We start from the raw sequence: 23,325 nt of genomic DNA, 5'->3' as shown, positions 1-23,325 counted from the left end.
CTACCGGCGGCGCACCACGCCGCACGGGAGACGGAGCACCCGACCTGACACTGTGGTGATCGGTCCCACCTCCTCGGCGACTCGACGGCGCGCCTGCGCCGTGACGACTGGCCGTGTCACCCTACTCCATCCGCCGCACGGCCCCCACCGTCTCGCCCCGTCCCGCCGCGGCCGGCACCCGGGCCGTCATGAACCTGGTCCCGCGCCGCAGCGCGAAGCCCATCGACTCGTACAGCCGCACGGCGTTCACGTTGCCGGCGGCGGCGTGCAGGAACGGGGTCTCGCCCCGCTCGCGGATGCCGTGGGCGACGGCGCGGACGAGCCGGCCGGCGAGGCCCTCGCCCCGGGCGTCCGGGTGGGTGCAGACCGCGCTGATCTCGGTCCACCCCGGCGGGTGCAGCCGCTCGCCCGCCATCGCGACGAGGACGCCGTTGCGGCGGATGCCGAGATAGGTCCCGAGCTCGATGGTGCGGGGCAGGAACGGCCCGGGCCGGGTGAGCGCCACCAGGTCCAGTATCTCGGGCACGTCGGCGGGACCGAGCCGGACCGCCTCCGGGTCGGGCGCGGTGGCGACGCCGTCGTCGACGAGCTGGACGCCCTCGGCGTCCCAGATCACCTCCCAGTCGTCCGGCACCCGGCCGTCGAAGCCGAGCAGCGGCACCTCCCCGCCGGGGCCCGCCAGCGCCGCGAGGACGGCCCAGTCACGGGCGTCCGGTTCCTCGGGCAGGGCCACCCAGGGGGTCACGTCGGCGGGGTAGCGCAGGATGCGGCCGTGCCGCTCGGCGAAGCGGGCGTGCGGGCCGGTGAGCGCGGTCAGGGCGGGGTGGTCGAGGACGTGCGGCGCGGCCGGGCGGTCCGCCGCCGTCCGGCGCGCGTTCCCCGCGCCCGTCGTACTCCCCGCAGTTCCCGTGTTCCCCGTGTTCCCCTTGATTCCCGTGGTCCTCGTGGTCCCCGTGCTCGCCGGGCTGCCCGTGAGCGGACGGCTCATCGGGCGACCTCGATCACGATCTTGCCGGTGGCGTGACCCTCCTCGACCGTGCGCAGCGCCTCGCCCGCGCGGTCGAGCGGGAACGTCCCCGTGACGTGCGGCCGCAGGGAGCCGTCTACGACGAGTCGCGCCACCTCGTCGAGCACGGCCGCGTTCCGGGCCCGGACGACGGGCGCGCCGCCGAGCCCGGCCACGATGTCCTTGCCGCCCGCGGTGATCAGCTTCGTACGGTCGGGCAGCAGCTCGGCCGCGGCCCTGAGGACGTCGCCGCCCACCAGGTCGAACACCGCGTCCACGCCGTCCGGCGCCGCGGCCCGCACGCCCTCGGTGAAGCCGGGGAGGCCGGGGCCGGACGGCACGTGCACGGCGCCGAGCGACTCCACGAGGTTCTTCTTGCCCGCGCTCGCGACCCCGACGACCCGTATCCCGAAGGCGCGGGCGATCTGCACGGCGGCCACGCCGACCCCGCCGCCCGCGCCCGTGACCACGAGGGTGGCACCGGCCGGCAGGTCCAGCTGGCGGACGCCGTCGTACGCGGTGGCCGCGGCGACGGGCAGGGCGGCCGCGTCGGTGAAGGAGAGCCCGGCGGGCTTGTGCGCGGTGACCGTGACGGGCAGCAGCGTGTACTCGGCGTACCCGCCGGTGACCGGGTTGCCGAAGACCTCGTCGCCGACGGCGAAGCCGGTGACGTCCGGGCCCGTCTCCGCCACGACCCCGGCGACCTCGTTGCCGAGCACGGCGGGCAGCTCGCGTGCGCTCTCACCGGGGCGGACGTACCCGTTGCGCTGCTTGAAGTCGACGGGGTTGACGCCGGCCGCGCGGACCTCGACCAGCAGCTCGCCGGGGCCGGGGACCGGCCGGTCCCGCTCCACGAGGGCCTCGGTCTCCGGTCCGCCGTACCGCGTGAAGACGTACGCCTTGGGCATGGGTGCTGTCCCTCTCCTTCGCTGCCACCGACACGGACACGGTCGCACCGGCGGCAACGGAGTCCGGGCGCCGGCTGTTCCCGTGCCGCCCGCGCGTTCACGGAACCGCAATGATCACAGGCGGGCGTGGACCGGTGGTGAGGGGGCTGCGGGACGGACCACTGCCCGGACCGCGTACGGTGGAGGGAGAAGCAACTGACCAGCGCCTTCCCCGGCGCGCAACCGGCCGGCGCCTCCCCCGCGCGGCCGGCTCCGGAGGCACCGCACCGCATGCACGTCACCCGAGGGTTCACCGGGCGCCCGCGCGTCCCCGACGCGGGACTGCCGCCCGGCCAGTACGACGCCGGGAAGGACTGGCCCGTCCTGTCCGCCGAGGTCACCCCGCACCTCGCGCCCGGTGACTGGACGTTCCGGATCGACGGAGCGGTGGCCGAGCCGCGCACCTGGGACTGGGACGCGGCGCACGCGCTGCCCGGCTCCGTCTACGAGGGCGACATCCACTGCGTGACGGGCTGGTCGAAGTTCGGGACGCGGTTCGGTGGCGTGTCCCTGGACGCCTTCCTGGACGCGGTACGGCCCGACGCGTCGGCCACCCACGCGGTCGCGTACGCGCACACCGGGTACACCGCGAACCTGCCGCTCGCCGACCTCCGGGGCGGGCGGGCGTGGATCGCGTTCACCTACGACGACGGGAAGCCGCTGCCCGCCGAGCACGGGGGTCCCGCACGGCTGCTGGTGCCGCACCTGTACTTCTGGAAGAGCACGAAGTGGATCGCAGGCCTGCGGCTCCTCGACCACGACGAGCCGGGGTTCTGGGAGCGCAACGGCTACCACGCGCGCGGCAACCCCTGGGAAGAACAGCGGTACGCCGGTGACTGAGACCGCCGCTCCCACGACCCCCTTCACTCCCCCGACGCGTTTCGCCGTGCCCGGGCGGATCGCCGTGGGCGAGCAGACCGCCTCGGTGTGGCGGACCGCGACGCTCGTCTCGGTCCGCCGCGAGACCCCGCGCGCGTCGACGTTCCGTCTCGCCGTGCCGGACTGGGCGGGGCACCTGCCCGGCCAGCACCTGATGCTGCGGCTGACCGCCGAGGACGGTCACGTGGCCCAGCGCCACTACTCGATCGCGTCGCCGCCCGACGACAGCGGGCACATCGAGCTGACCCTGGACCACGTCGAGGGCGGGGAGGTGTCGGGCTGGTTCCACACGGTGGCCCGGCCGGGGGACCGGATCGAGGTGCGGGGCCCGCTCAGCGGGTTCTTCGCCTGGCCGGGCGACCGGCCCGCGCTGCTGGTGGGCGCCGGCTCCGGCGTCGTGCCGCTGATGTCCATGGTGCGCCACCACCGGGCGCGGGACCTGTCCGTTCCGCTCAGGCTGCTGGTGTCCGCGCGGGGGCCCGAAGACCTCATCTACGCGCGGGAGTTCGGCCCGGAGACGACGCCCGTGTTCACGCGGCGCGCACCCGGGGGTGTGCCCGTGGGCCGGCTGACGGCCGCCCATGTGGCGCCGTTCCTGGCCGCACCGCCGCCCGGTGGCTGGGAGGCCTATGTGTGCGGCTCGAACTCCTTCGCCGAGCACGCCTCGCGGCTCCTGGTCGAGGCCGGGCAGCCCGTCGACCGGATCCGCATCGAGCGCTTCGGCTGAGGCGGGACGCGCCGGGGACCCGACGCCCGCCCGGAAAGGGCCGCCGCCGGTACGGGACTCTGGCGGCGTGCGTCCCGGCACCGTACGGTGTGATCATCCGCACCCCAGACCTCACGAAGGTGTCGACCCATGGCCCTGTTCGATCTGCCCCTGGACGAACTCCGCGAGTACCGAAGCGCTTCGACCGAGCCCGGGGACTTCGACGCCTTCTGGGCGAAGACGCTGCAGGAGACCCGCGAGCACGAGCTCGACGCCGTCTTCGCGCCGGTCGGGACGCACCTGAGCACGGTCGAGGTGTACGACGTCACCTTCGCCGGTTACGGCGGCCACCCGGTGAAGGGCTGGCTGGTCCTGCCGGCGGGGGCCACGGCGCCGCTGCCCACGGTCGTCGAGTACATCGGGTACGGCGGCGGCCGGGGACTGCCGCACACCCACCTGCTGTGGGCCTCGGCGGGCTTCGCGCACTTCGTGATGGACACCCGCGGGCAGGGCAGCGGCTGGACGAACGGCGACACCGCGGACCCGGTGGGCAGCGCGCCCGCCCAGCCCGGGCACATGACCCGCGGGATCGAGGACCCGGAGACGTACTACTACCGGCGCGTGTACGCGGACGCGGTGCGCGCCGTGGAGGCGGCCCGCGCCCATCCGCTGACCGACGCGGCGCGGACGGCGGTCATCGGGACCAGCCAGGGCGGCGGCATCGCGATCGCCGCCGGCGGCCTGGTGCCGGACCTCGTCGCGGTCGCCCCGGACGTGCCGTTCCTGTGCGACTTCCCGCGCGCCACGACGCTGACGGACCGTGACCCGTACCGCGAGATCGGCAGGTACCTGAAGACCCACCGCGGCCGCACCGAGCGGGTCCGCCGGACGCTCGCCTACTTCGACGGGGTGCACTTCGCCGCGCGCGGCCGGGCGCCCGCCCTGTTCTCCGCGGCGCTGGAGGACCAGACGTGCCCGCCGTCGACGGTCTTCGCGGCCTTCAACGCCTGGTCCGGAGACGACAAGCGCATCGAGGTGTACGACTTCAACGACCACGAGGGCGGCGGCCCCCACCAGGAGGCGGTCAAGCTGGCCTGGCTGCCGTCGCACGTCTAGCGGTCAGGGCCGGCGGGCCGCCACGACCAGCCGGCACCGCGGGCTGCCGTCGGGCAGGCGGCCGAACTCGGGCAGCGCGCTCAGCTCCACGCCGAACCCGGCCCGTTCCAGCTCCGGCCGTACGAGGCCGAGCCGGAACGGGCGGTAGTACATGACGAACGGCGGGCGCCACACGGCGTTCCGCACCCGCATCGCCGCGTCGAAGCCCAGCGTGGCCCAGTAGCGGCGGGAGCCCGGCGGGGCGGGCGCCGGGAGCGGGAACGCGAACCGGCCGCCCGGCCGCAGCACCGCGTGCACCTGGGCGAACAGCGCGGGCAGCTCGCGGGGCAGGAAGTGCCCGAACGCGCCGAAGCTCACGACCAGGTCGAAGACGGGCCCGAAGGGCAGGGCGAGGGCGTCGCCGCGCACCCACGCGGCGCGCGGGCCGCCGCTGTCCGGCCGCTCCCTCCCCACCGCGAGCATCCCCGCGCTGATGTCCACTCCGGTCACGCTCTCCCGGCACACCGCGCGCAGCACGCCCATCCCGGCGCCGGTGCCGCAGCACAGGTCGAGCCCGTGGCCGAACGGTCCCCGGGAGGAGAGCGCCCTGCCCACCGCGTCCAGGACGGCGTCCGGCGTACGGAAGGGCGTGTGGTCGAACTTGGGTGCGAGCAGGTCGTAGCCGCGCTCGACGGACGACAGCGCCTGGACGGCCAGTTCGCGGAGGCCGGGACCCTCGGGAGTGAACACCCGGTCAGCCTAAGAGGCAGCGCGGTCCGGGTGCACCGGCCTAGGGTCACAGCATGACCACGTTCCGTCCCGCCCCCGCCTGGCTGGCCGACGCCGTCTTCTACCAGATCTACCCGCAGTCGTTCGCCGACTCCAATGGCGACGGCATCGGTGACTTCGCCGGGATCACCGAACACCTCGACCACCTGCTCTGGCTGGGCGTCGACGCCGTCTGGCTGAACCCCTGCTTCGTCTCGCCGTTCCGCGACGCCGGGTACGACGTCGCGGACTACCTGGACGTCGCGCCCCGCTACGGCTCGACGGACGACCTGGTACGGCTGGTCGACGAGGCGGGCCGACGCGGCATCCGCATCCTGCTCGACCTCGTCGCCGGCCACACCTCCGACCGGCACCCGTGGTTCCGCGCGGCCATGGACGACCCGGACGACCACCGCTACATCTGGACGTCCGAGGGCCGCCCGGAGGGCTTCGTCGCCTCCCCCGGCACCCGGCCGGGCGCATACCTGCCGAACTTCTTCGACTCCCAGCCCGCCCTCAACTTCGGCTACGCGCGCACCGACCCCGCCGAGCCCTGGCGGCAGCCGGTCGACGCGGAGGGACCGCGCGCCAACCGGGAGGCGCTGCGCACGATCATGGACCACTGGCTGCGGCTCGGCGTGTCCGGGTTCCGCGTCGACATGGCCGCGTCGCTGGTCAAGGACGACCCGGGCCGGGTGGAGACCGCGCGCGTGTGGACGGGGCTGCGGCACTGGCTGGACGCCGCGCACCCCGCCGCGGTGCTGCTGTCGGAGTGGGGCGAGCCCGAGGTGTCGGTGCCGGCCGGCTTCCACGCGGACTTCTTCCTGCAGACCGGCGGGCCCGCCGACGGGCTGGCCCTGCGCTCGCTGTGGAGCAACGGCGAGGGCACGGTCAACGAGGTCTGGGACCCCCTCGACTGCTTCTTCGACGCGAGCGGCAAGGGTTCGCCGCGTACCTTCGTGGCGGCCTGGCGGCAGGCGACCGCGGTCATCGGGGACCGCGGGTTCATCGCCCTGCCCACCGCCAACCACGACTTCTCCCGCCTCAACTGCGGCCCCCGCGGCGCCGAGCAGCTCCCCGCCGCGTTCGCCTTCCAGCTGACCTGGCCGACACTGCCGGCGATCTACTACGGCGACGAGATCGGCATGCGGTACGTCCCGGACCTGCCCGACAAGGAGGGCAGCGTGCTCGGCCCCCGCTACAACCGGGCGGGTTCGCGCACGCCCATGCAGTGGGACGACAGCCCGGGCGCCGGGTTCTCCACGGCTCCGGCGGACCGTTTCTACCTGCCGCTCGACCCGTCCCCGGACCGTCCGTCCGTGGCCGCCCAGCGCGTCGACGACACCTCCCTGCTGCATCTCGTGCGCCGTCTGATCGCCCTGCGCGCCGGCACGCCCGAGCTGGGGTCCGGCGGTTCGGTCGAGGTGCTGCACGAGGGCTGGCCGTTCGTGTACGTGCGGGGCGGCCGGTACCTCGTGGTGGTCAATCCGCGCCGGGAGGAGGCGGGCTGGCGCTTCGAGGGAGCGGGACGGGGGTGGGCTCCGGACGGCTGGGAGGTGCTGGAGGCGTCGGGCGTGGCGCTGGACGACGGCACGGTCAAGGCGCGGGGCTTCGGCTTCGGCGTCTTCGCTCCCGCCCGCTGAGCCGCCGGCGGGCCGTCATCCGGTCCCCGGACGCGGCCCGTACGCCGTCAGGAAGCGGTCCCGGAAGGCGTCCATCCGCCACACGGGGGTGTCCTTCCCGGGTGTCAGCCCGTCGGCCCAGTCCCAGTCCGCGATCCGGTCGAGGACCTCCGGGTCGTGGGCGACGACGCTGACGGGCACGTCGTGGCTCGCGCCGTTGCCGCTGACCCGGGCGAGGGGCTGGTGGTCGCCGAGGAGGACGAGCACGGTGTCGTCGCTCCCGTACCGCTCCACGTAACTGACGAGGCTCCGCACCGAGTACTGGACGGACCTGCCGTACTCCCGCTTCACCGCGGCGTCGTCGTAGAAGACGTCCGCCGGCTTCTTCCCCGCCTTCTCGATGCCGTCGTAGACCGAGCCGTCGCCGACCTCGTCCCAGCCGATCAGCTTCGGCACCGGCGCCCACGGCTGGTGGCTGGAGGTGAGGATGAGCTGCGACATCAGCGGCTTGTCCTGCTTCCGGCCGTGTTCCAGGCGTTCGAAGGCGGACAGGGCGTACTGGTCGGGCATGGTCGACCAGCTGAACTTCGGTCCCCGGTAGCCGAGGTCGCGGGAGTCGTAGACGCGGTCGAAGCCGTAGAAGCGGCCCTCGGGCCAGTTCTTCTGCACGCCCGGCATGACGCCGACCGTGCGCCAGGCGCCCGTGCGCGCGAAGGCGCCGACGATGCTCAGCCGGTCGCCGGAGGTGACGGTGCGGTAGCGGCTCTGGTTGTCGATCCACAGTCCGGTCAGGAAGGTGGAGTGGCCGAGCCAGCTGCCGCCGCCGTACGTCGCCGAGGTGAGCCAGCCGCTCTTCGCCGCGTACCCGGCCGCGCGCAGGGTCTCGGTGTCCTCGTCGAGCGAGGCGCGCACCCCGGGCGCGATGGCCCCGTCGTCGATCGCGCCGCGGCCGTAGCTCTCGACGAACGCGAAGATGACGTCCTTGCCGCGCAGCCCGGTGAGCAGTTCGCCGGGCGGTACGTCGGCGAAGGCGTCCTTCCGCACCTCCTTGGCGAACGCGGCCTCGTCCCGCAGCGCCGCCGCCACCCGCTTCCCCCGGGCCTCCACGAGCCCGAAGGTGTTCCGGGAGGCGACCGGCGTGCTGCCGAGGAGCTGGAGCCCCAGCGCCGCGCACGTGATCCACACGGTTCCGGCGGTGATGACGGCCCGGGTGGCCCTCTCCTTGCTGCGGACCATGAGGGCGGCGAGCCGGAGCACCGCCAGCGTCAGCCCGACGAGCAGGAGCAGCACCAGCACCACCGCCCCGGCCGCGGCGCCGAGCGCGCCCGTACGGCCGGCGGTGTCCTCCAGGTACGACAGGGCGTCGTCGAGCAGTCCCCAGTCCAGCACGAGGTCGAACTCCCGCCCGAGGAACTGGTTGAACCCGATGTCGAGCAGCTTCAGGACCACCAGCAGGGCGAGGCCGACGCCCATGGCCACGGCGACGGGCGGCCGCGGTCTGCCCGGCAGCACGATCAGCAGCGCGGCGCCGAGGATCGCCTCGACCGGGAGCCGCAGGAACTGCCCCGGCGTGAAGTACTCGGCGCTGGCCGGCATGAGCAGGGCGAACAGCACCACGGCGGCGGCCAGCACGCTGACCGCCCGGGCGAGGACGCGGGCGGCGTCGGGGTGCCCGGCCCGCAGGCCGCGCGGAGCCGGAGCCGTGGCGGTGGCCGTTGCCGCGTCCGGGCCGGGGGCCTCGTCCGTGGGCGCCCGGCCCGGAACGGGCAGGTGGCGGATTCGCGTGAAGAGCGACACCCCGAGTGTCCTTCCGACGGGTGGTGCGGGGGCGGAGCGGCGGACCGGCTCGGGAGGCCGGGACCGCCTCCCCCTGTACGGCCCGCGGGCGGCCGCGGTTCAACCGGCGCACGCCTTCGCGCTCACCTGGAGATCTCCCCGCCGGACGGCCCGGTCCGGTGTTAGACTGTGCTGAGCACTCGTGTTCGCCCGCTTCGGGGCGCCGGTGCCAGTTGTTTCTCTCTCCGTTCGCCACCGTGTCCGTCGTCGACGGCCGGCCGGGCGCGACGGCTTCCGTGTCACCACGTCAGGCGTGTCCCGTCATGAGCGCGACGTGATGTCTCCCCGCCGTGATGAGGCGTGTTCCCACCGCCTCCTGGCACTTCCTCCCTTCCCTCTGCCTCCTGTGCCTGTCCGTAGGACCACGTAGGACCACGAAAGGACACCCACGCATGACCACAGCACTCGAAACCCCACCCGTCCGGCGGCTCCCGGCGCCCGTCTCCGGTGTGCTCGACATCGCGCAGGGCGGCCAGGGGCTGCTGCGCACCGAGGGCTGCCTGCCCTCCCCCGGCGATCCGCAGGTGCCCGCCGCGCTCGTCCGCCGGTACGGCCTGCGCAAGGGCGACACCGTGGACGGGCTGCGCGGCGACCGGCGCGCCCTCGCCGAGGTCACGCTGGTCAACGGCCGTACGCCCGAACAGCTGCGCGGCCGCCCGCACTTCAGCGACCTCACTCCGCTGCACCCGCACGACCGGCTCCGCCTCGAACACCCGGCGAGCGGTCTCACCGGGCGGCTCGTCGACCTCGTGGCCCCCGTCGGCAAGGGCCAGCGCGGCCTGATCGTGGCACCGCCGAGGACCGGCAAGACGGTGCTCGTCCAGCAGCTCGCCGCCGCGATCACCGGCAACCACCCCGAGTGCCGGCTGATGGTGGTGCTCCTCGACGAGCGGCCCGAGGAGGTCACGGACATGCGGCGCTCCGTGCGGGGCGAGGTCTTCGCCTCGACGTTCGACCGGACGGCGAAGCAGCACATCGCGCTCGCCGAACTCGTCGTGGAACGCGCCAAGCGCCTCGTCGAACAGGGTGAGGACGTCGTCGTCCTGCTGGACTCGCTGACCAGGCTGTGCCGCGCCCACAACAACGCGGCCGCCGGCGGCGGCCGCACCCTGAGCGGCGGTGTCGACGCGGGCGCTCTGCACGGTCCCAAGCGGCTCTTCGGCGCCGCGCGCCGCACCGAGGAGGGCGGCTCGCTGACCATCCTCGCCACCGCGCTGGTGGAGACCGGCTCGCGTGCCGACGACTTCTTCTTCGAGGAGCTGAAGAGCACCGGCAACATGGAGCTCCGCCTCGACCGCGCCCTCGCCGACCGCCGCGTCTTCCCGGCCGTCGACCTCGTCCCCTCCGGCACCCGCCGCGAGGAACTGCTGCTCTCCCCGGCCGAGTTGACGGCCGTACGGGGGCTGCGGCGCGCCCTGCGGACCCGGGACGGCCGGGACGGCAAGGACACCGCGTACCTGCGGACGCTGCTGGAGCGCATGCGCGGCACCCCGGACAACGCGGCCTTCCTGCGCCAGGTGCAGCCGACGCTGCCCCCTTCCTGAACGGACCGGGCGGACGGACGGACCGGACGGACCGGACGGACCGGGCGGACGGACGGACCGGACGGACGGACGGACCGGACGGACGGACCGGACGGACCGGGCAGACGGACGGACCGGGCGGACGGACGGACCGGGCGGACGCCCTTCCCCTTGCCCCGTGCTCGCCAGGTTCCGCTTGGTGCATCCGGGTGCTCGGCGCCCGTGGGCGGCCCCGGCACCCGGACGGACGCCGTGCGTGTTCCTACGTTGGCGGTATGACCGCCGGACTTCCCGCCCGCGTCGCCGTGTCCTGCGCCGTCGCCTGGGCGATCGGAGTGACGGGCCCCGCGCCGGGCGCCGCCTCGTCCGCCACGCCGGCGGACGGGCACGCGCCGGGTGTCACGGCGCCGTCGCGGACCACCTCCCCGCCGCGTCCGGTGCCGCCGCACGCGCCCGGGATCCGGGTGCGCCTCCGGCCCGGGGCACCACAGCTCCCGGACGAGGTCTCCGCACTGTCGTGGCTGGTGGCCGACGCCGGCACCGGTGAGGTGCTGGCCGCGCACGACGCGCACCGCAGGCTGCCGCCCGCCAGCACCCTGAAGATCCTGTTCGCGCTGACCGTGCTGCCGACCCTGCCCGCCGGCCTGAGACACACCGTCACCGAGGGGGAGCTGGCGGACATCGGCCCCGGCAGCAGCCTGGTCGGGGTGCGGGAACACCACACCTACGAGGTGGCCGACCTGTGGCGGGGCGTCTTCCTCAGCTCGGGCAACGACGCGGTGCGTGTGCTGGCCGCGCTGGGCGGCGGCTGGCGCGCGACGGCCGCCCGGATGCAGGCCAGGGCCCGCGCGCTCGGCGCCCACGACACCCGCGTCGTCTCCCCCGACGGCTACGACGCGCCGGGGCAGGTGTCGTCGGCGTACGACCTCACGGTCTTCGGCCGGGCCGGGCTGCGCGACAAGGACTTCGCTCGGTACTCCGCCACCGTCGAGGCCGAGTTCCCGGCGGGCGACCGGGTGTACGGCATCCGCAACACCAACCGGCTGCTCACCGGCGACGGTGTCCCCCGGTACCCCGGACTGATCGGGGTCAAGAACGGCTACACCAGCGCCGCGGGCAACACGCTCGTCGCCGCGGCCCGCAGGGGGGACCGCACCCTGATCGCCACCGTGATGAACCCCCAGGAGGGCGGCAGCCTCGCCGTCTACGAGGAGGCCCGCGCCCTGCTCGACTGGGGGTTCCGGGCGGCCGGGCGCGTCGGCCCGGTGGGCTCGCTGTCCCCGCCCCGCCCCGCGGCGCCGGCCGCACCGACGTCACCGCGCGGTCCCGGCCCCGGTGCCGGCGGGGGCGCCGGGAGCGGGGGCGGGGCCGCCGGCTCCGGCCGGACGGGAGCGGCGGCGCTCGCGGGCGCGGTCGGGATCACGGCCGCCACCGCGCTCGGCGCCGGTCTGGTCGCGCTGGCCCTGCGCGTGCGGCGGGCCCACGGCCACCGGCGCCGCTGATCCACCGGGCGGGGAACGATCTTCTTCCCGTGCGAGGTCCCGTACGGACGTGCCGTGCCGTGGCGCCGTGCGGACTGCCGTGCGAGGGGGTGCCGCACCGGGTGGACCGGGCGGGGCGGGGCGGCCGTGGCGATCGTGACGCGAACTCGTTCCGTCCCGCATGGGCGGTCTTGACAGCGACGGCCCGGCCGTCCGCCGGTGCCACCGCCCTGACGACCGTTTTCCGCACTCTCCGTCACCGGCGCGGACGTGGCGGACCGCTACTCACGGGCATCAAGAGGGAAGAAAGACGTCAAAATTCTGCCCTTTTCGGGATGTTGACGTCCCGGTGCACCATGGCGTCCCGCCCGGACTGTGCGTGTTCACCGGCCGGGCCGGTCAACCCGGTGAGACGATCCGGAACGCGGACGAGGTGTGCGACGCCGCACGCGCCTCGCAGCAGGCCGGAGCCGGAGTCACCGGCCGACGGCCGGACGGCCGGCGGGCCCGCGGTTCCCGGTCAGGACCGGAGCCCGGCGGCCGGCCACGACAGCCCGTCGCCGGAACGGTCGTTCCACCCGGCACCGCGAAGGCGATTTTCTGCCGTAGCTGTGTCACGGGCCAGCGGCACATGCTTGGCGGCGTCATCGGCTGTCCCGGGCACCCCTCCCGTACGAGACGAGACGGAGAACATGACTATGACGTCCAACCTTCTCACCCCGGCCCGGTTCGGGCAGCGCACCCTGATCCTCACGACGGCCGCGATCCCGTTGACCGGGTGGACGGTCCACGCCGTGGCGCTGCACCGGCGGCTGGCCGCCGCCCGCCGCGACCCGTTGACCGGGCTGCTGCGGCGCGACAGTTTCACCGCCAAGGCCCGCCAGCTGCTGCGCCGGCACGGCGACGACGTGCTGGTGGTGCTGGTCGACCAGGACCACTTCAAGGGCATCAACGACACGCTGGGGCACGCGGCGGGCGACGCGGTGCTGACCGCCACGGCCGCCCGGCTCCAGGCCTGGGCGGGCCCCCGCGCGGCCGTCGGCCGCCTGGGCGGCGACGAGTTCGCGATCGTGGTGCGCATGGAACCCGAACGGCGTGAGGTGCGGCTGCAGCAACTGGTGCGGATGCTGCACACCCCCGTGAACCTCGACGACGGGCGGACCGTCGACGTGGCCGCCTCGGTCGGTGCCGCCGCCCCGGACACGCTGGGTATACGCGACCTGTCCCTGCTCCAGCGGGCCGCGGACGCCGCCCTGTACGACGGCAAGCACTCGGGTCGCGCGGTCCTCGCGGACATCCGGCACACCCAGGTGCCCTCCATCAACGGACGTCGCGCCGGGCGCCCCGGTACCGCCGTCTGGGGACGCGCCGCATGAGCCCGGCCGCACTCCGCGCCGGTGACGCGCTCCGCGCCCCGACCGTCCGGCAGCCGTGGCGCACGGCTGCCGGGAGCACCCTGCCCGGCGACCTGACCGGGGGGAACAGACCGTTCGCGGCCCCCGCGCAGCCGGAGCCCTCCGGGCCGCACCCGCGGCCCGAGACCTCCGCGCGAGGGCCGGCGGACCGGCCGCCCGGTGCCGAACTCCCTGGTCGCAGAAGGTCCGGCGGGCCCACCGGGCCGCGCGCCGCGGCCCGAGGGCGCCCGTCGGGCGCCACGCGCCGTACCGCACCCCGGCGCGGCGCGGCCTCCCCGGCCGGCCCGGCCCGCGGACCGGCGCGGCGGAAGCCCCGCCGAAGCCCTCGGCACCTGCCTCCGGTGCCCACCCGATCACGGGTCCCCATGACCGTCGATCTTGCGCGAGGAGGGCTCCGAGAGGGTCGAAGAAGATCGACAAGGGCACGCGGAGAATTTTCGCGAAGGCCCCCCGGTCACTCTCCGTACTGCCCCTCGGGATCAAACGATCGTTTTCAGCCGTCGGCACACCCGGGGAACACCCCGTTCCGAGACGTACGGTCTCGCCCGGTGGAACGGCCACCCGCGGCGGCGCGGGACCGTCCGGAGCCGTCGAGCGCACCGTACGGCCCAGCTCGCGACGGCTCCCCGCCCGCCCGGCCGGAGCGGGGGCGGGTCAGGCGGGCGCCGCCCGGGCCGGGGCTCCGCCCCCGCCGTCCCCGGTCCGTGCCCCCGGTGCCCTCAAGAGCCCTCCGTGCGCTGCCCCGGTGCCTCGTACACCGCGACCCCGCTCTCCCACACGCTCCCCATGACCAGCCGGTCCCCGGTGCGGCAGACACTGGTGGTCATGCGGAACCCGGAGTCGCGGCGGGTGAGTTCGTGGACGATCCGGCCCTCGTCGTCGACCGCCAGCGCGCCGGCGAACCCCCCGGGCCGGAAGGGCGCGTGGACCGCGGCCCGGGCGGCGGCACGCCGCACGGCCGGACCGGTCCGGTGCACGGCGTCCAGGGCGGGCACGCGCGGACCGGCGAGCGCCACCCAGATCAGTCCGTCCTCCGGGTCGCGCCACATGTTGTCGGGCGCGCCCGGCAGGTCCTCGACGAAGGGCTCACCGCGGCCCGCGTCCGGTCCGGTGAGCCAGTGGCGGACGAGCCGCCGGCTGCCGGTCTCCGCCACGACGAGGAACGATTCGTCGCCCGAGACGGCCAGCCCGTTGGCGAACTGGATCCCGTCCAGCAGCACTTCGGGCGTGTCGTCCCCCGGCGCCAGGCGCAGCAGCCGCCCCGTTCCGGAGTGCTCCACCAGGTCGGCGAGCCAGTGCTCGAGCGGATACCGGCGGCTGGCGGCGGTGAAGCAGACCGTGCCGTCCGACAGCGCGACGGCGTTGCTGCAGCAGTTCAGCGGCTCACCGGCGACCGAGTCCGCGAGCACCCGCACGGTACCGTCGCCGGTCGACACCCGGAGCAGTCCCATCCGCGCGTCGCACACCAACAGGTCGCCGTCCGGCAGGAGTTCGAGCCCGAGGGGCCGGCCGCCGGTCTCCGCGAGCACCTCGACCCGCGCGCGCACGGGATCAGCGACCCCGCTCAGCCGCAGGACGCGCCCGTCCTCCACGCCGGTCAGGATCCTGCCCCGGTCGTCGGCGACCACGTCCTCGGGCCCCCGCCCGCCGATGCCCACGTACGCCAGCGGTACGAGCCCGCCCCCTGACCGTTCCATGCGCGCCTCCCTGTTCACCGGTTGAGGCGGCCCATCCTCGCAGCACGGCGGAGGGCCGGGGCGCCGCTCCCGCGCACCGGTCACGGCCGGACGCCCCTCGTCGCGCAGGCGTCCGCTCCCGGCCCGTCCCTCCCGCACGCACCGGGACACGCGCGCGTGCGCCCGCACGCACGTCCGGCACGCCCGTACCGCCGGCCCCCGCACGCCCACCGTGAGGGTGATGCCCCGTTCCACGGCCGCGTGTTCACCTGGATGTGCGGGTGGCCTGCGCTCCGGGAGCCGCACACGCCGGCCGGCCCGCTCGGCGCACGGCGTGCGGAGACGCGCAGCGCGCACCGCGCCCTTCCGCGCCCGCGGCGTCCCGTGAACCGCCGGCGCGGAGAAGGGGTCCGGCCGCACGGCGCGGCCGGACCCCGCGCCACGTCGGGGCCGGGTCCCGGACCTGGGGCGTCACGACGGTGCCCGACGGTGCCCGAACCACTCCGTCGCCGGCAGCGCCCGGCCGTGGTAGCCGAACAGGGCCTGGTTCTCCCAGCCGTTGCCGGAGGCCGGGTCGGCGGGGTCCCAGCCGTTGCCCCCGGGCACCCGCTGGTGGTTCGACAACGCGGTGGCGAACGGCGTGCGGCGGCTCAGCGGCCGTCGAGGCGTACGGCCCGTACGGCCCCCGCGGGCACCACCAGGCCGCCCGCGGCACGGTCACCCGTCAGCACCTCGGCCCCGTTCCCGTCCAGCGGCACCTTGGCGTCCGAGGAGCTGTGGTTGATCACGAACACGTACGTGCCCGACTCGCCCTCACGACGCACCACCTCCACGTCGCGCGGCAGCTCGGTACGGAGTGCGACGCCGGCGTCGTCGGCGGCCCGGCCCAGCAGAACGCCGAGGCCCCGCGCGTCGAGGCGGGTCGACACGTACCAGGCGGTGCCCTCGCCGAGGCGGTACCGGGTGACGGCGGGGCGGCCCGCGGTGAGCCCGTCGGCGTAGGTCCACACGGTCTCGGCGCCGCGCGGCACCACGAACTCGGTCCACACGTCGCCGGTGAGCTCGGCCTCGTCCGGCCCGGTCAGGCGGACGCCCTCACCGGCCAGCAGCGGTGAGAACTCCTCCACGGTCAGGCCGAGCACGTCCCGCAGGGCGCCGGGGTACGGCCCGTCGTGGACGGCGTCGTGCTCGTCGACGATGCCGGAGAAGTACGAGACGACGAGCGTGCCGCCCCGCTCGACGTACCGCCGCAGGTTGGCGCCCGCCGCCTCGGTCGTCAGGTACAGCGCGGGGACGACGACGAGGGGATAGGCCGACAGGTCGGCTTCCGGGTGGGCGAAGTCGACCGTGAGGTGGTGGTCGTAGAGGGCCTCGTAGAAGGCGTCGGCGCGCTCGCGCGGGTCGTGGTCCTCGCTGGGACGCCACTGGAGGCCCTGCGCCCACCAGGAGTGCCAGTCCCACAGGACGGCCGCGTCGGCGACGGTGCGGGTGCCGCGGACCGCGCCGAGCGCGTCGAGGTGCGCGCCGAGCTCGACGACCTCGCGCCAGACGCGGGAGTCGGTGCCGGCGTGCGGCACCATCGACGAGTGGAACTTCTCGGCGCCCCGCCGGGACTGGCGCCACTGGAAGAACATGGCGCCGTCGGAGCCGCGCGCCACGTGGGCGAGGGAGTTGCGCGCCATCTGGCCCGGCGCCTTCGCGGGGTTGCGGGGCTGCCAGTTGACGCCGGACGTGGAGTGCTCCAGGAGCAGCCAGGGCGCGCCGCCCGCGACAGAACGGGTGAGGTCGGCGGCCATGGCGAGGTTGACGTGGGTGCGGCGGCCGTCGGTGATCAGGTAGTGGTCGTTGGAGACGAGGTCGACCTCGCGTCCCCAGGCCCAGTAGTCGATGGAGTCGCACTGGCTGAGCGCGGTCATGAAGTTGGTCGTGACCGGGATGCCCGGTGAGAGACGGTGCAGGATGTCCCGCTCCGCCGTGAAGTTCTCGCGGAGGGTGACGTCGGCGAACCGCCGGTAGTCCAGGGCCTGGCCGGGGTTGCCGACGGTGGGGGTCGTGCGCGGCGGGTTGATCTGCTCGAAGCCGGTGTAGCGCTGACCCCAGAAGGCGGTGCCCCATGCCTCGTTGACCGCCTCCACCGTGCCGTAGGTCCGTGCCAGCCAGCGGCGGAAGTGCGCGGCGCAGGAGTCGCAGTAGCAGGCGGAGACGGGGACGCCGTACTCGTTGTGCACGTGCCACAGGGCGAGCGCGGGGTGGTCCGCGTACCGCTCGGCGAGCTTCGTGGTGATGTTCGCGGCGGCGGCGCGGTAGTCGGCGTTGCTGTGGCAGATGGCGCCGCGTGAGCCGAACTCGTAGCGGGTGCCGTCGGCGGCCACGGGCAGCGCCTCGGGGTGGGCGCGGTAGAACCAGACGGGCGGGACGACGGTCGGGGTGCCGAGGTCGACGCGGACGCCGTTGTCGTGCAGCAGGTCCAGGACACGGTCCAGCCAGCCGAAGTCGTAGGTCCCGGGGGACGGTTCCAGCAGGGCCCAGGAGAAGATGCCGACGCTCACCATCGTGACGCCCGCCTCGCGCATCAGCCGGACGTCCTCCTGCCACACCTCCTCCGGCCACTGCTCGGGGTTGTAGTCCCCGCCGAAGGCGAGCCCGGTGAGGCCCTCGGGTGCGGTCTCCGGCATGAGCGGAACTCCTTGCAATCGATCATTTGGGAACGTGCACACACAGCGCCGACGGCGCGGAGCCAACATAACCGCACAGCAACAACCATTGACAAGTGTCGTGGATGTTTCTCTACTGTGAACGCTCACAGAAGCCGGGAGGTCCCTGCGGTGTGCGGAGACCTCTGGTCAGGGGAAGTCAGGGGAGAACTGTCCATGCCCGACACGAAGCAGAGCCGCTTTGTGGCCACCGCGGTCGCCGTGACACTCGGCGCCACCACGCTCGCCGCCTGCGGCTCGTCCGACGACGGGACCGGCGCGCGGTCCGGTCCCGCGAAGCTCACCTACTGGACCTGGACACCGGGCATGGACAGGGTCGTCGACCTGTGGAACGAGGGGCCCGGCAAGGAGCAGCAGATCACCGTCACGGTGAAGAAGCAGGCCTCCGGAGACACCCTGGTCACCAAGATCCTCACCGCGCACAAGGCCGGCCAGGGGCCCGACCTGGTGCAGGCCGAGTACCAGGCCCTGCCGACGCTGGTCAGCAATGACGCGGTCGCCGACATCTCGGGCGAGGCCGGCGACGCGAAGGAGCAGTTCGCCGAGGCGGTGTGGCAGCAGACGACGCTGGGCTCGGACGCGGTCTACGCGATCCCGCAGGACGTCGCGCCGATGATGTTCTTCTACCGCGAGGACCTGTTCGAGAAGCACGGCCTGACGGTGCCGACGACCTGGGAGGAGTTCGCCGACACCGCGCGCGAGCTCAAGGAGAAGGCGCCCGACCTCGACCTGACCACCTTCTCCGCCAACGACTCCGGTCTGTTCGCGGGCCTCGCCCAGCAGGCGGGCGCCAGGTGGTGGACCACCGAGGGCCAGAAGTGGAAGGTCGGCATCGACGACGCGGCCACGCGGAAGGTCGCCGACTTCTGGGGCGGCCTGGTGCGGGAAGGCGTCATCGACAACCAGCCCATGTACACCCCGGCCTGGAACAAGGCGCTCGACACCGGCCGGCAGATCGCCTGGGTGAGCGCGGTGTGGGCGCCCGGCACCATGGCCACCGCCGCGCCCGACACGGCGGGCAGGTGGAAGATGGCGCCGCTGCCGCAGTGGTCCGGCGACGACACCGTGACCGGCAGCTGGGGCGGCTCCTCCACCGCCGTGACCACCGACTCGAGGCACAAGGCGGCCGCCGCGAAGTTCGCCACCTGGCTGAACACCGACCGGGAGGCGCTGGCCGCGCTCGCCAAGAACAGCGGCGTCTACCCGGCCGCGACGAACGCGCAGCTCAGCGACGCGTTCTCGGAACCGCCCGGCTACTTCTCCAACCAGCCGGACTTCTACACGCAGGCCGCCGCGATCGCCGGGACCACGGCACCGTCCGCGTGGGGCCCGAACGTGAACGTCGCGTACACCACCTTCAAGGACGCGTTCGCCGCCGCCGCGAAGGACAGGTCCGACTTCGGTGCCGCCCTGACGAAGATGCAGGACGACACGGTCGCCGACCTGAAGAAGCAGGGCTTCGAGGTCGCGGAGTGAGGGACCCGCGCAGGGAGCCGGCCGGGGGCGTGGCGGCGCCGGCCGGGCGGCCGCCCCGCGCCCGTGCCCGCTCGCACGGGCGTGGACGCGGCGCCCCGTACCTCTTCCTCCTCCCGGCGACCGTCCTGTTCGCCCTCTTCTTCGCGCTGCCCATCGGTTACGCGCTCTGGCTGAGCCTGCACAAGGTCGAGGTCAAGGGCCTCGGGCTGGGCGCGGGCGCGCGTGCCGAGGTGTGGGCCGGCGTCGAGAACCACACCGCCGCCCTGACCGACTCCGAACTGCTGTCCGGTGCGCTGCGCGTGCTCGGGTACGGTGCGATCGTCGTCCCGGTGATGCTGGGCCTGGCGCTGGTGTTCGCGCTGATGCTGGACAGCGAGAAGGTCCGCGGGACACGCTTCACCCGGCTCGCGATCTTCCTGCCGTACGCCGTCCCGGGCGTCGTGGCGGCGCTGCTGTGGGGCTTCCTCTACCTGCCGGACGTGAGCCCCTTCCACTTCGTGCTCGACAGGCTGGGGATGCCGCAGCCGGACCTGCTGGACGGCGGGCCGCTGTACCTCGCCCTGTCGAACATCGCGGTGTGGGGCGGCACCGGCTTCAACATGATCGTCATCTACACCGCGCTGCGGGCGATCCCCGCCGAGGTGTACGAGGCGGCCCGGCTGGACGGCGCCACGCCGCTGCAGACCGCGCTGCGGATCAAGATCCCGATGGTGGCGCCCTCGCTGGTGCTGACCTTCTTCTTCTCGATCATCGCGACGCTCCAGGTGTTCAGCGAGCCGACCACCCTCAAGCCCCTCACCAACTCCGTCTCCACGACGTGGAGTCCGCTGATGAAGGTGTACCAGGACGCCTTCGGCAAGGGCGACATCCACGCGGCCGCCGCGGGCGCGGTGCTGATCGCCGTCGCCACGCTGCTGCTGTCCTTCGGCTTCCTGCGGGCCGCGAACTCCCGTACCCGGCAGGAGGAGGCACGATGAGTTCTCTCGCCGTGCGCAAGGACGCCCCGGCGGGCATCACGCCCGGCACCGCACAGGGACCGCCTCCCGCGCGCCGCCGCCGCATCGCCCTCGTCCCGACGCTCACCCTGGCGCTGGGCGCCCTCTACTGTCTGCTGCCGGTGGCGTGGGTGGTGATCGCGGCCACCAAGTCGGGCCGTGAGCTGTTCTCCACGTTCACCTTCCTGCCGGGCACCGGCCTCGCGGACAACCTGTCCGACCTGAACGCCTACCGCGACGGCGTGTACTGGACGTGGATGGGCAACTCCGCGCTCTACGCGGGCCTCGGCGCGCTGCTCTCCACGGCCGTCTCCGCGGTCAGCGGCTACGCGCTCGCGATCTACCGCTTCCGGGGGCGCGAGACCGTCTTCAACATCCTCATGGCGGGCGTGCTGATGCCGCCGGTGATCCTCGCGGTCCCGCAGTACCTGCTGCTGGCCGAGGCCGACCTGACGGATTCGTACGCGTCCGTGCTGCTGCCGCTGGTCCTCTCCCCGTACGGCGTGTACCTCGCCCGGATCTACGCGGCCGCCGCCGTGCCCGCCGACGTGGTGGAGGCCGGGCGGATGGACGGGGCGGGCGAGTGGCGGATCTTCACGCGGATCGCGCTGCCGATGATGGTGCCGGGCCTGGTGACCGTGTTCCTGTTCCAGTTCGTGGCCGTGTGGAACAACTTCCTGCTGCCGTACATCATGCTCAGCGACGACGAGAAGTTCCCCATCACGCTGGGGCTGTTCACGCTCCTCGAACAGGGCGCCAACACCCCCGCGCTGTACACCCTCGTCATCACGGGCGCGCTGCTCGCGGTGGGGCCGCTGATCGCGCTGTTCCTGGTCGTCCAGCGGTTCTGGAGCCTCGACCTGCTCTCCGGGGCCGTAAAGTCATGACCATGAGCACTACGGGGGGCCGGCGCAGGCCGCCGACGATCCACGACGTGGCACGCGAGGCCGGGGTGTCCCGGGGCACCGTGTCCCGCGTCCTCAACGGCGGGCACTACGTCAGCCCCGCGGCCCAGGAGGCCGTCAACGCGGCGATCCGGAAGACGGGTTACGTCGTGAACCGGCACGCCCGCTCCCTGATCACCGGGCGGTCGGACTCCATCGGCTTCCTGCTCACCGAGCCCCAGGAGAGGTTCTTCGAGGACCCCAACTTCAACGTCCTGCTGCGCGGCTGCACCCAGGCGCTGGCCGCGCACGACATCCCGCTGCTGCTGATGCTGGCGGGCACGAAGGACGAGCGGCGGCGCATCACGCGGTACATCACCGCGGGGCATGTCGACGGGGTGCTGCTGGTGTCCAGCCACTCCGGGGATCCCGTCGCCGAGGAGCTGCGCGCGGCGGGCGTGCCGCTGGTCGCGTGCGGCAAGCCCATCGGGCTCGGTTCGAAGGTGAGTTACGTGGCGGCGGACGACCGGGACGGCGCCCGGGACATGGTGCGCCATCTGCTGTCGCTGGGCCGCCGCCGCATCGGCATGGTGACCGGCCCGCAGGACACCCCGGGCGGCGTGGAGCGTCTCGCGGGCTACCGGGAGGTGCTCGGCGAGGCGGGGATCGGCGTCGACGAACGGCTGGTCGTGTCCGGCGACTACAGCCGGGCCAGCGGTGAGGCGGGCGCGGAACGGCTGCTGGAGCTGGCACCGGACATCGACGCGGTGTTCGTCGCCTCCGACCTGATGGCGCAGGGCGTGCTGGGCGCACTGCACCGCGCCGGCCGGCGGGTCCCGGACGACGTCGCCGTGGGCGGCTTCGACGACTCGCCCGCCGCCACGTCCGCCACCCCGGCGCTCACCACGATCCGCCAGCCCTGGGACCGCATCAGCAACGAGATGGTGCGGGTGCTCCTCGCGCAGATCGGCGGCGAGGACCCGGCGGCGGTGATCCTGCCGACCGAGCTGGTGCGGCGGGCCTCGACCTGAGGCGTGACCCGACGCACCCGCGCGTCGGCGGCGTTCGGCGGCATCGGCGAACGGTGGCGAATCGGACATGGATGCGAGCACTGCTTGCACGCGCAATCACCGCGCGGGGGTCTGTTACCGTGCGTTCATGGCAGTGAAGACGGTCGAGGCCCGCCTCGAGGAACGGTGGCGGGAGATCCTCTCGGTACACGCGCGCACCCTGTGCGAGATCGACCGCGTGCTCCATCCGCACGGCCTCGGTGCCAGCGACTTCGAGGTGCTCGACGTCCTCGTCTCCGCGACGGCGGAGGGGGACGCCTGCGAGCACTGCCGCGTGCAGGACATCGCCGCGCGGGTGCATCTCAGCCAGAGCGCGCTGTCCCGGCTGATCGGCCGTCTGGAGAGGGACGGGCTGGTGCGGCGCACGGTCTGCGAGGAGGACCGGCGCGGGATCTGGGTGGCCCTCACCCAGCGCGGGCGCGACCTGCACGCCCTGGTCCTGCCCCTGCAACGGGCGGCGCTGGCCCGCACCCTGGGTCCGGCCGGCTGACGGGACCGCCGGTCTCCGGCGGCGTGCTCAGCCCTGCGGCCGCGCCAGCAGGGTGCGCACCCCCTGCGCGGTGAGCGTCAGGCCGTGGGGCGAGGTGGCGTCGATGGTGAGCGCCAGGTCGCCCTCGGGCCACTGCGCGGCGAGCGCGCCCAGCGGTACCAGCCGGTAGCGCTCCACGTACGGCAGCAGCCCCGCCATCTCCGTCTCCGTGGTGAACACGGGCACCACCTGTTCGCCGCCCGGCCGCTCCAGTACGGGCAGGGCCAGCATCGACGGGTCGGCGGCGTCCTCCTCCGTGGCGTCGTCCGGCACGGGTATCAGCACGTCGCTGGAGGCCAGTGTGTCCAGCGCGGCGGTGTTTCCGGCGGTTCCGGCGTCATCGGCGCCTCCGGCGTCCGCGGCACATCCGATGTTCCCGGCGAGCGTGGTCAGCGCCCGCTGCGCCGGCGGCACGGGCTCGGGCACGGTGTCGTCGTACCAGGGTGTGTCCATGGTGGTTCCCGGGGTAGTGGCGGAACGGACGTCCCGGGACGGCTTGTCGCCCCGGTCGCAACGCGGGTCGCGTACCCGACGGAGCCGTCCGCATGCTTCCCCCGCTCGGCTCGGGCCGTGATCGGCCCGCCGTGCGCGCTGGAGACGTTCCCGGACGACGACGCCGCGGTGGCCCTCACCCATGCCACCGAAGACGACCTGGCCTGCGACATCACCACGCCATCACCGAGAACGCCACCCACGGCCCGCG

General features: G+C 74.0%; 20 protein-coding genes. 12 read left to right on the top strand and 8 right to left on the bottom strand.

All coding sequences use genetic code 11. The features are described from left to right. Window positions 1-121: 121 nt before the first annotated feature. Both IEZ04_RS09105 and IEZ04_RS09100 read right to left on the bottom strand, forming a co-directional pair. Window positions 122-988 (bottom strand): GNAT family N-acetyltransferase, encoded by an 867-nt coding sequence (locus IEZ04_RS09105; RefSeq protein WP_189216218.1) that lies wholly within the window; start codon window positions 986-988, stop codon window positions 122-124. Beyond that, on the bottom strand, window positions 985-1,914 hold the full coding sequence (locus IEZ04_RS09100) for an NADP-dependent oxidoreductase (RefSeq protein ID WP_189216217.1): 930 nt from the start codon (window positions 1,912-1,914) through the stop codon (window positions 985-987). Before IEZ04_RS09100 ends, IEZ04_RS09105 begins: the two co-directional genes overlap by 4 nt. Before the next feature lie 270 nt (window positions 1,915-2,184). On the opposite strand from IEZ04_RS09100, the gene IEZ04_RS09095 reads away from it, so the two are divergent. From IEZ04_RS09095 to IEZ04_RS09085, 3 genes are all read left to right on the top strand, one after another. Next, on the top strand, window positions 2,185-2,793 hold the full coding sequence (locus IEZ04_RS09095) for a sulfite oxidase-like oxidoreductase (protein WP_189216216.1): 609 nt from the start codon (window positions 2,185-2,187) through the stop codon (window positions 2,791-2,793). Beyond that, the gene (locus IEZ04_RS09090; RefSeq protein ID WP_229820908.1) at window positions 2,786-3,559 is read left to right on the top strand and encodes a ferredoxin reductase; all 774 of its coding nucleotides are present in this window, start codon (window positions 2,786-2,788) and stop codon (window positions 3,557-3,559) included. Before IEZ04_RS09095 ends, IEZ04_RS09090 begins: the two co-directional genes overlap by 8 nt. Window positions 3,560-3,688: 129 nt before the next feature. Beyond that, window positions 3,689-4,654, top strand: coding sequence for an acetylxylan esterase (locus tag IEZ04_RS09085; RefSeq protein ID WP_189216215.1), 966 nt, complete (start codon window positions 3,689-3,691; stop codon window positions 4,652-4,654). A gap of 3 nt (window positions 4,655-4,657) precedes the next feature. Here IEZ04_RS09085 and IEZ04_RS09080 read toward each other — a convergent pair whose 3' ends face one another. Then, entirely contained in the window at window positions 4,658-5,383 is a 726-nt protein-coding gene (locus IEZ04_RS09080; RefSeq protein ID WP_189216214.1) for a class I SAM-dependent methyltransferase, read from the bottom strand. Window positions 5,384-5,436: 53 nt separating this feature from the next. Here IEZ04_RS09080 and IEZ04_RS09075 point away from each other — a divergent pair, with 53 nt between their 5' ends. Further along, the gene (locus tag IEZ04_RS09075) at window positions 5,437-7,044 is read left to right on the top strand and encodes an alpha-amylase family glycosyl hydrolase (RefSeq protein WP_189216213.1); all 1,608 of its coding nucleotides are present in this window, start codon (window positions 5,437-5,439) and stop codon (window positions 7,042-7,044) included. A gap of 15 nt (window positions 7,045-7,059) precedes the next feature. On the opposite strand, the gene IEZ04_RS09070 is transcribed toward IEZ04_RS09075, so the two are convergent. After that, a complete protein-coding gene (locus IEZ04_RS09070) occupies window positions 7,060-8,820 on the bottom strand; it encodes an alkaline phosphatase family protein (RefSeq protein ID WP_373296278.1) in 1,761 nt (586 codons plus the stop codon). Between the two features lie 431 nt (window positions 8,821-9,251). Between IEZ04_RS09070 and rho the strand changes: the two genes are divergently transcribed. The 3 genes from rho (at window position 9,252) to IEZ04_RS09055 (ending at window position 13,239) form a co-directional block, all read left to right on the top strand. Continuing rightward, window positions 9,252-10,403, top strand: a complete 1,152-nt coding sequence (gene rho, locus IEZ04_RS09065; RefSeq protein WP_189216212.1) for a transcription termination factor Rho — start codon at window positions 9,252-9,254, stop codon at window positions 10,401-10,403. Window positions 10,404-10,657: 254 nt separating this feature from the next. After that, entirely contained in the window at window positions 10,658-11,884 is a 1,227-nt protein-coding gene (locus IEZ04_RS09060) for a D-alanyl-D-alanine carboxypeptidase family protein (RefSeq protein WP_189216211.1), read from the top strand. A gap of 677 nt (window positions 11,885-12,561) precedes the next feature. After that, window positions 12,562-13,239 carry a GGDEF domain-containing protein gene (locus IEZ04_RS09055; RefSeq protein WP_189216210.1) on the top strand — a complete coding sequence of 226 codons (678 nt, stop codon included), beginning with the start codon at window positions 12,562-12,564 and terminating at the stop codon, window positions 13,237-13,239. Between the two features lie 758 nt (window positions 13,240-13,997). Here IEZ04_RS09055 and IEZ04_RS09050 read toward each other — a convergent pair. From IEZ04_RS09050 to IEZ04_RS09040, 3 genes are all read right to left on the bottom strand, one after another. Continuing rightward, complete coding sequence (locus tag IEZ04_RS09050) at window positions 13,998-14,975, bottom strand: SMP-30/gluconolactonase/LRE family protein (RefSeq protein ID WP_189216209.1); 978 nt, start codon at window positions 14,973-14,975, stop codon at window positions 13,998-14,000. A 450-nt stretch (window positions 14,976-15,425) separates the two neighbouring features. Beyond that, window positions 15,426-15,578 carry a hypothetical protein gene (locus IEZ04_RS09045; RefSeq protein ID WP_189216674.1) on the bottom strand — a complete coding sequence of 51 codons (153 nt, stop codon included), beginning with the start codon at window positions 15,576-15,578 and terminating at the stop codon, window positions 15,426-15,428. Between the two features lie 26 nt (window positions 15,579-15,604). Beyond that, window positions 15,605-17,629, bottom strand: a complete 2,025-nt coding sequence (locus tag IEZ04_RS09040; RefSeq protein WP_189216208.1) for a beta-galactosidase — start codon at window positions 17,627-17,629, stop codon at window positions 15,605-15,607. A gap of 195 nt (window positions 17,630-17,824) precedes the next feature. Between IEZ04_RS09040 and IEZ04_RS09035 the strand changes: the two genes are divergently transcribed. The 5 genes from IEZ04_RS09035 to IEZ04_RS09015 all read left to right on the top strand — a co-directional run bounded on the left by IEZ04_RS09035 (window position 17,825) and on the right by IEZ04_RS09015 (window position 22,583). After that, window positions 17,825-19,144: an ABC transporter substrate-binding protein gene (locus IEZ04_RS09035; protein WP_189216207.1), complete on the top strand. Its 1,320-nt coding sequence runs from the start codon at window positions 17,825-17,827 to the stop codon at window positions 19,142-19,144. Between the two features lie 29 nt (window positions 19,145-19,173). Further along, the gene (locus tag IEZ04_RS09030; RefSeq protein ID WP_189216206.1) at window positions 19,174-20,121 is read left to right on the top strand and encodes a carbohydrate ABC transporter permease; all 948 of its coding nucleotides are present in this window, start codon (window positions 19,174-19,176) and stop codon (window positions 20,119-20,121) included. Further along, the gene (locus IEZ04_RS09025) at window positions 20,118-21,026 is read left to right on the top strand and encodes a carbohydrate ABC transporter permease (protein WP_189216205.1); all 909 of its coding nucleotides are present in this window, start codon (window positions 20,118-20,120) and stop codon (window positions 21,024-21,026) included. Before IEZ04_RS09030 ends, IEZ04_RS09025 begins: the two co-directional genes overlap by 4 nt. Then, window positions 21,023-22,054, top strand: coding sequence for a LacI family DNA-binding transcriptional regulator (locus IEZ04_RS09020; RefSeq protein ID WP_189216204.1), 1,032 nt, complete (start codon window positions 21,023-21,025; stop codon window positions 22,052-22,054). The genes IEZ04_RS09025 and IEZ04_RS09020 overlap by 4 nt, the downstream gene beginning before the upstream one ends. A gap of 127 nt (window positions 22,055-22,181) precedes the next feature. Then, window positions 22,182-22,583 carry a MarR family winged helix-turn-helix transcriptional regulator gene (locus tag IEZ04_RS09015; protein WP_189216203.1) on the top strand — a complete coding sequence of 134 codons (402 nt, stop codon included), beginning with the start codon at window positions 22,182-22,184 and terminating at the stop codon, window positions 22,581-22,583. A 27-nt stretch (window positions 22,584-22,610) separates the two neighbouring features. Here the strand turns inward: IEZ04_RS09015 and IEZ04_RS09010 are convergent, their stop codons facing one another. Continuing rightward, the gene (locus IEZ04_RS09010; protein WP_189216202.1) at window positions 22,611-23,075 is read right to left on the bottom strand and encodes an SseB family protein; all 465 of its coding nucleotides are present in this window, start codon (window positions 23,073-23,075) and stop codon (window positions 22,611-22,613) included. Window positions 23,076-23,325 lie beyond the last annotated feature (250 nt).

It is taken from the genome of Streptomyces ruber, from assembly GCF_014648075.1.
GTDB lineage: Bacteria > Actinomycetota > Actinomycetes > Streptomycetales > Streptomycetaceae > Streptomyces > Streptomyces ruber.
Note: the sequence above shows the minus strand (reverse complement) of the source record. Positions and strands in the feature narration are given on the sequence as shown.

Coding starts and splice junctions, on each gene's coding strand:
- IEZ04_RS09025 (WP_189216205.1), top strand. CDS start 20,118: ATGAGTTCTCTCGCCGTGCGCAAGGACGCCCCGGCGGGCATCACGCCC.
- IEZ04_RS09060 (WP_189216211.1), top strand. CDS start 10,658: ATGACCGCCGGACTTCCCGCCCGCGTCGCCGTGTCCTGCGCCGTCGCC.
- IEZ04_RS09020 (WP_189216204.1), top strand. CDS start 21,023: ATGACCATGAGCACTACGGGGGGCCGGCGCAGGCCGCCGACGATCCAC.
- IEZ04_RS09105 (WP_189216218.1), bottom strand. CDS start 988: ATGAGCCGTCCGCTCACGGGCAGCCCGGCGAGCACGGGGACCACGAGG.
- IEZ04_RS09015 (WP_189216203.1), top strand. CDS start 22,182: ATGGCAGTGAAGACGGTCGAGGCCCGCCTCGAGGAACGGTGGCGGGAG.
- IEZ04_RS09085 (WP_189216215.1), top strand. CDS start 3,689: ATGGCCCTGTTCGATCTGCCCCTGGACGAACTCCGCGAGTACCGAAGC.
- IEZ04_RS09095 (WP_189216216.1), top strand. CDS start 2,185: ATGCACGTCACCCGAGGGTTCACCGGGCGCCCGCGCGTCCCCGACGCG.
- IEZ04_RS09035 (WP_189216207.1), top strand. CDS start 17,825: ATGCCCGACACGAAGCAGAGCCGCTTTGTGGCCACCGCGGTCGCCGTG.
- IEZ04_RS09040 (WP_189216208.1), bottom strand. CDS start 17,629: ATGCCGGAGACCGCACCCGAGGGCCTCACCGGGCTCGCCTTCGGCGGG.
- IEZ04_RS09100 (WP_189216217.1), bottom strand. CDS start 1,914: ATGCCCAAGGCGTACGTCTTCACGCGGTACGGCGGACCGGAGACCGAG.
- IEZ04_RS09010 (WP_189216202.1), bottom strand. CDS start 23,075: ATGGACACACCCTGGTACGACGACACCGTGCCCGAGCCCGTGCCGCCG.
- IEZ04_RS09050 (WP_189216209.1), bottom strand. CDS start 14,975: ATGGAACGGTCAGGGGGCGGGCTCGTACCGCTGGCGTACGTGGGCATC.
- rho (WP_189216212.1), top strand. CDS start 9,252: ATGACCACAGCACTCGAAACCCCACCCGTCCGGCGGCTCCCGGCGCCC.
- IEZ04_RS09055 (WP_189216210.1), top strand. CDS start 12,562: ATGACGTCCAACCTTCTCACCCCGGCCCGGTTCGGGCAGCGCACCCTG.
- IEZ04_RS09075 (WP_189216213.1), top strand. CDS start 5,437: ATGACCACGTTCCGTCCCGCCCCCGCCTGGCTGGCCGACGCCGTCTTC.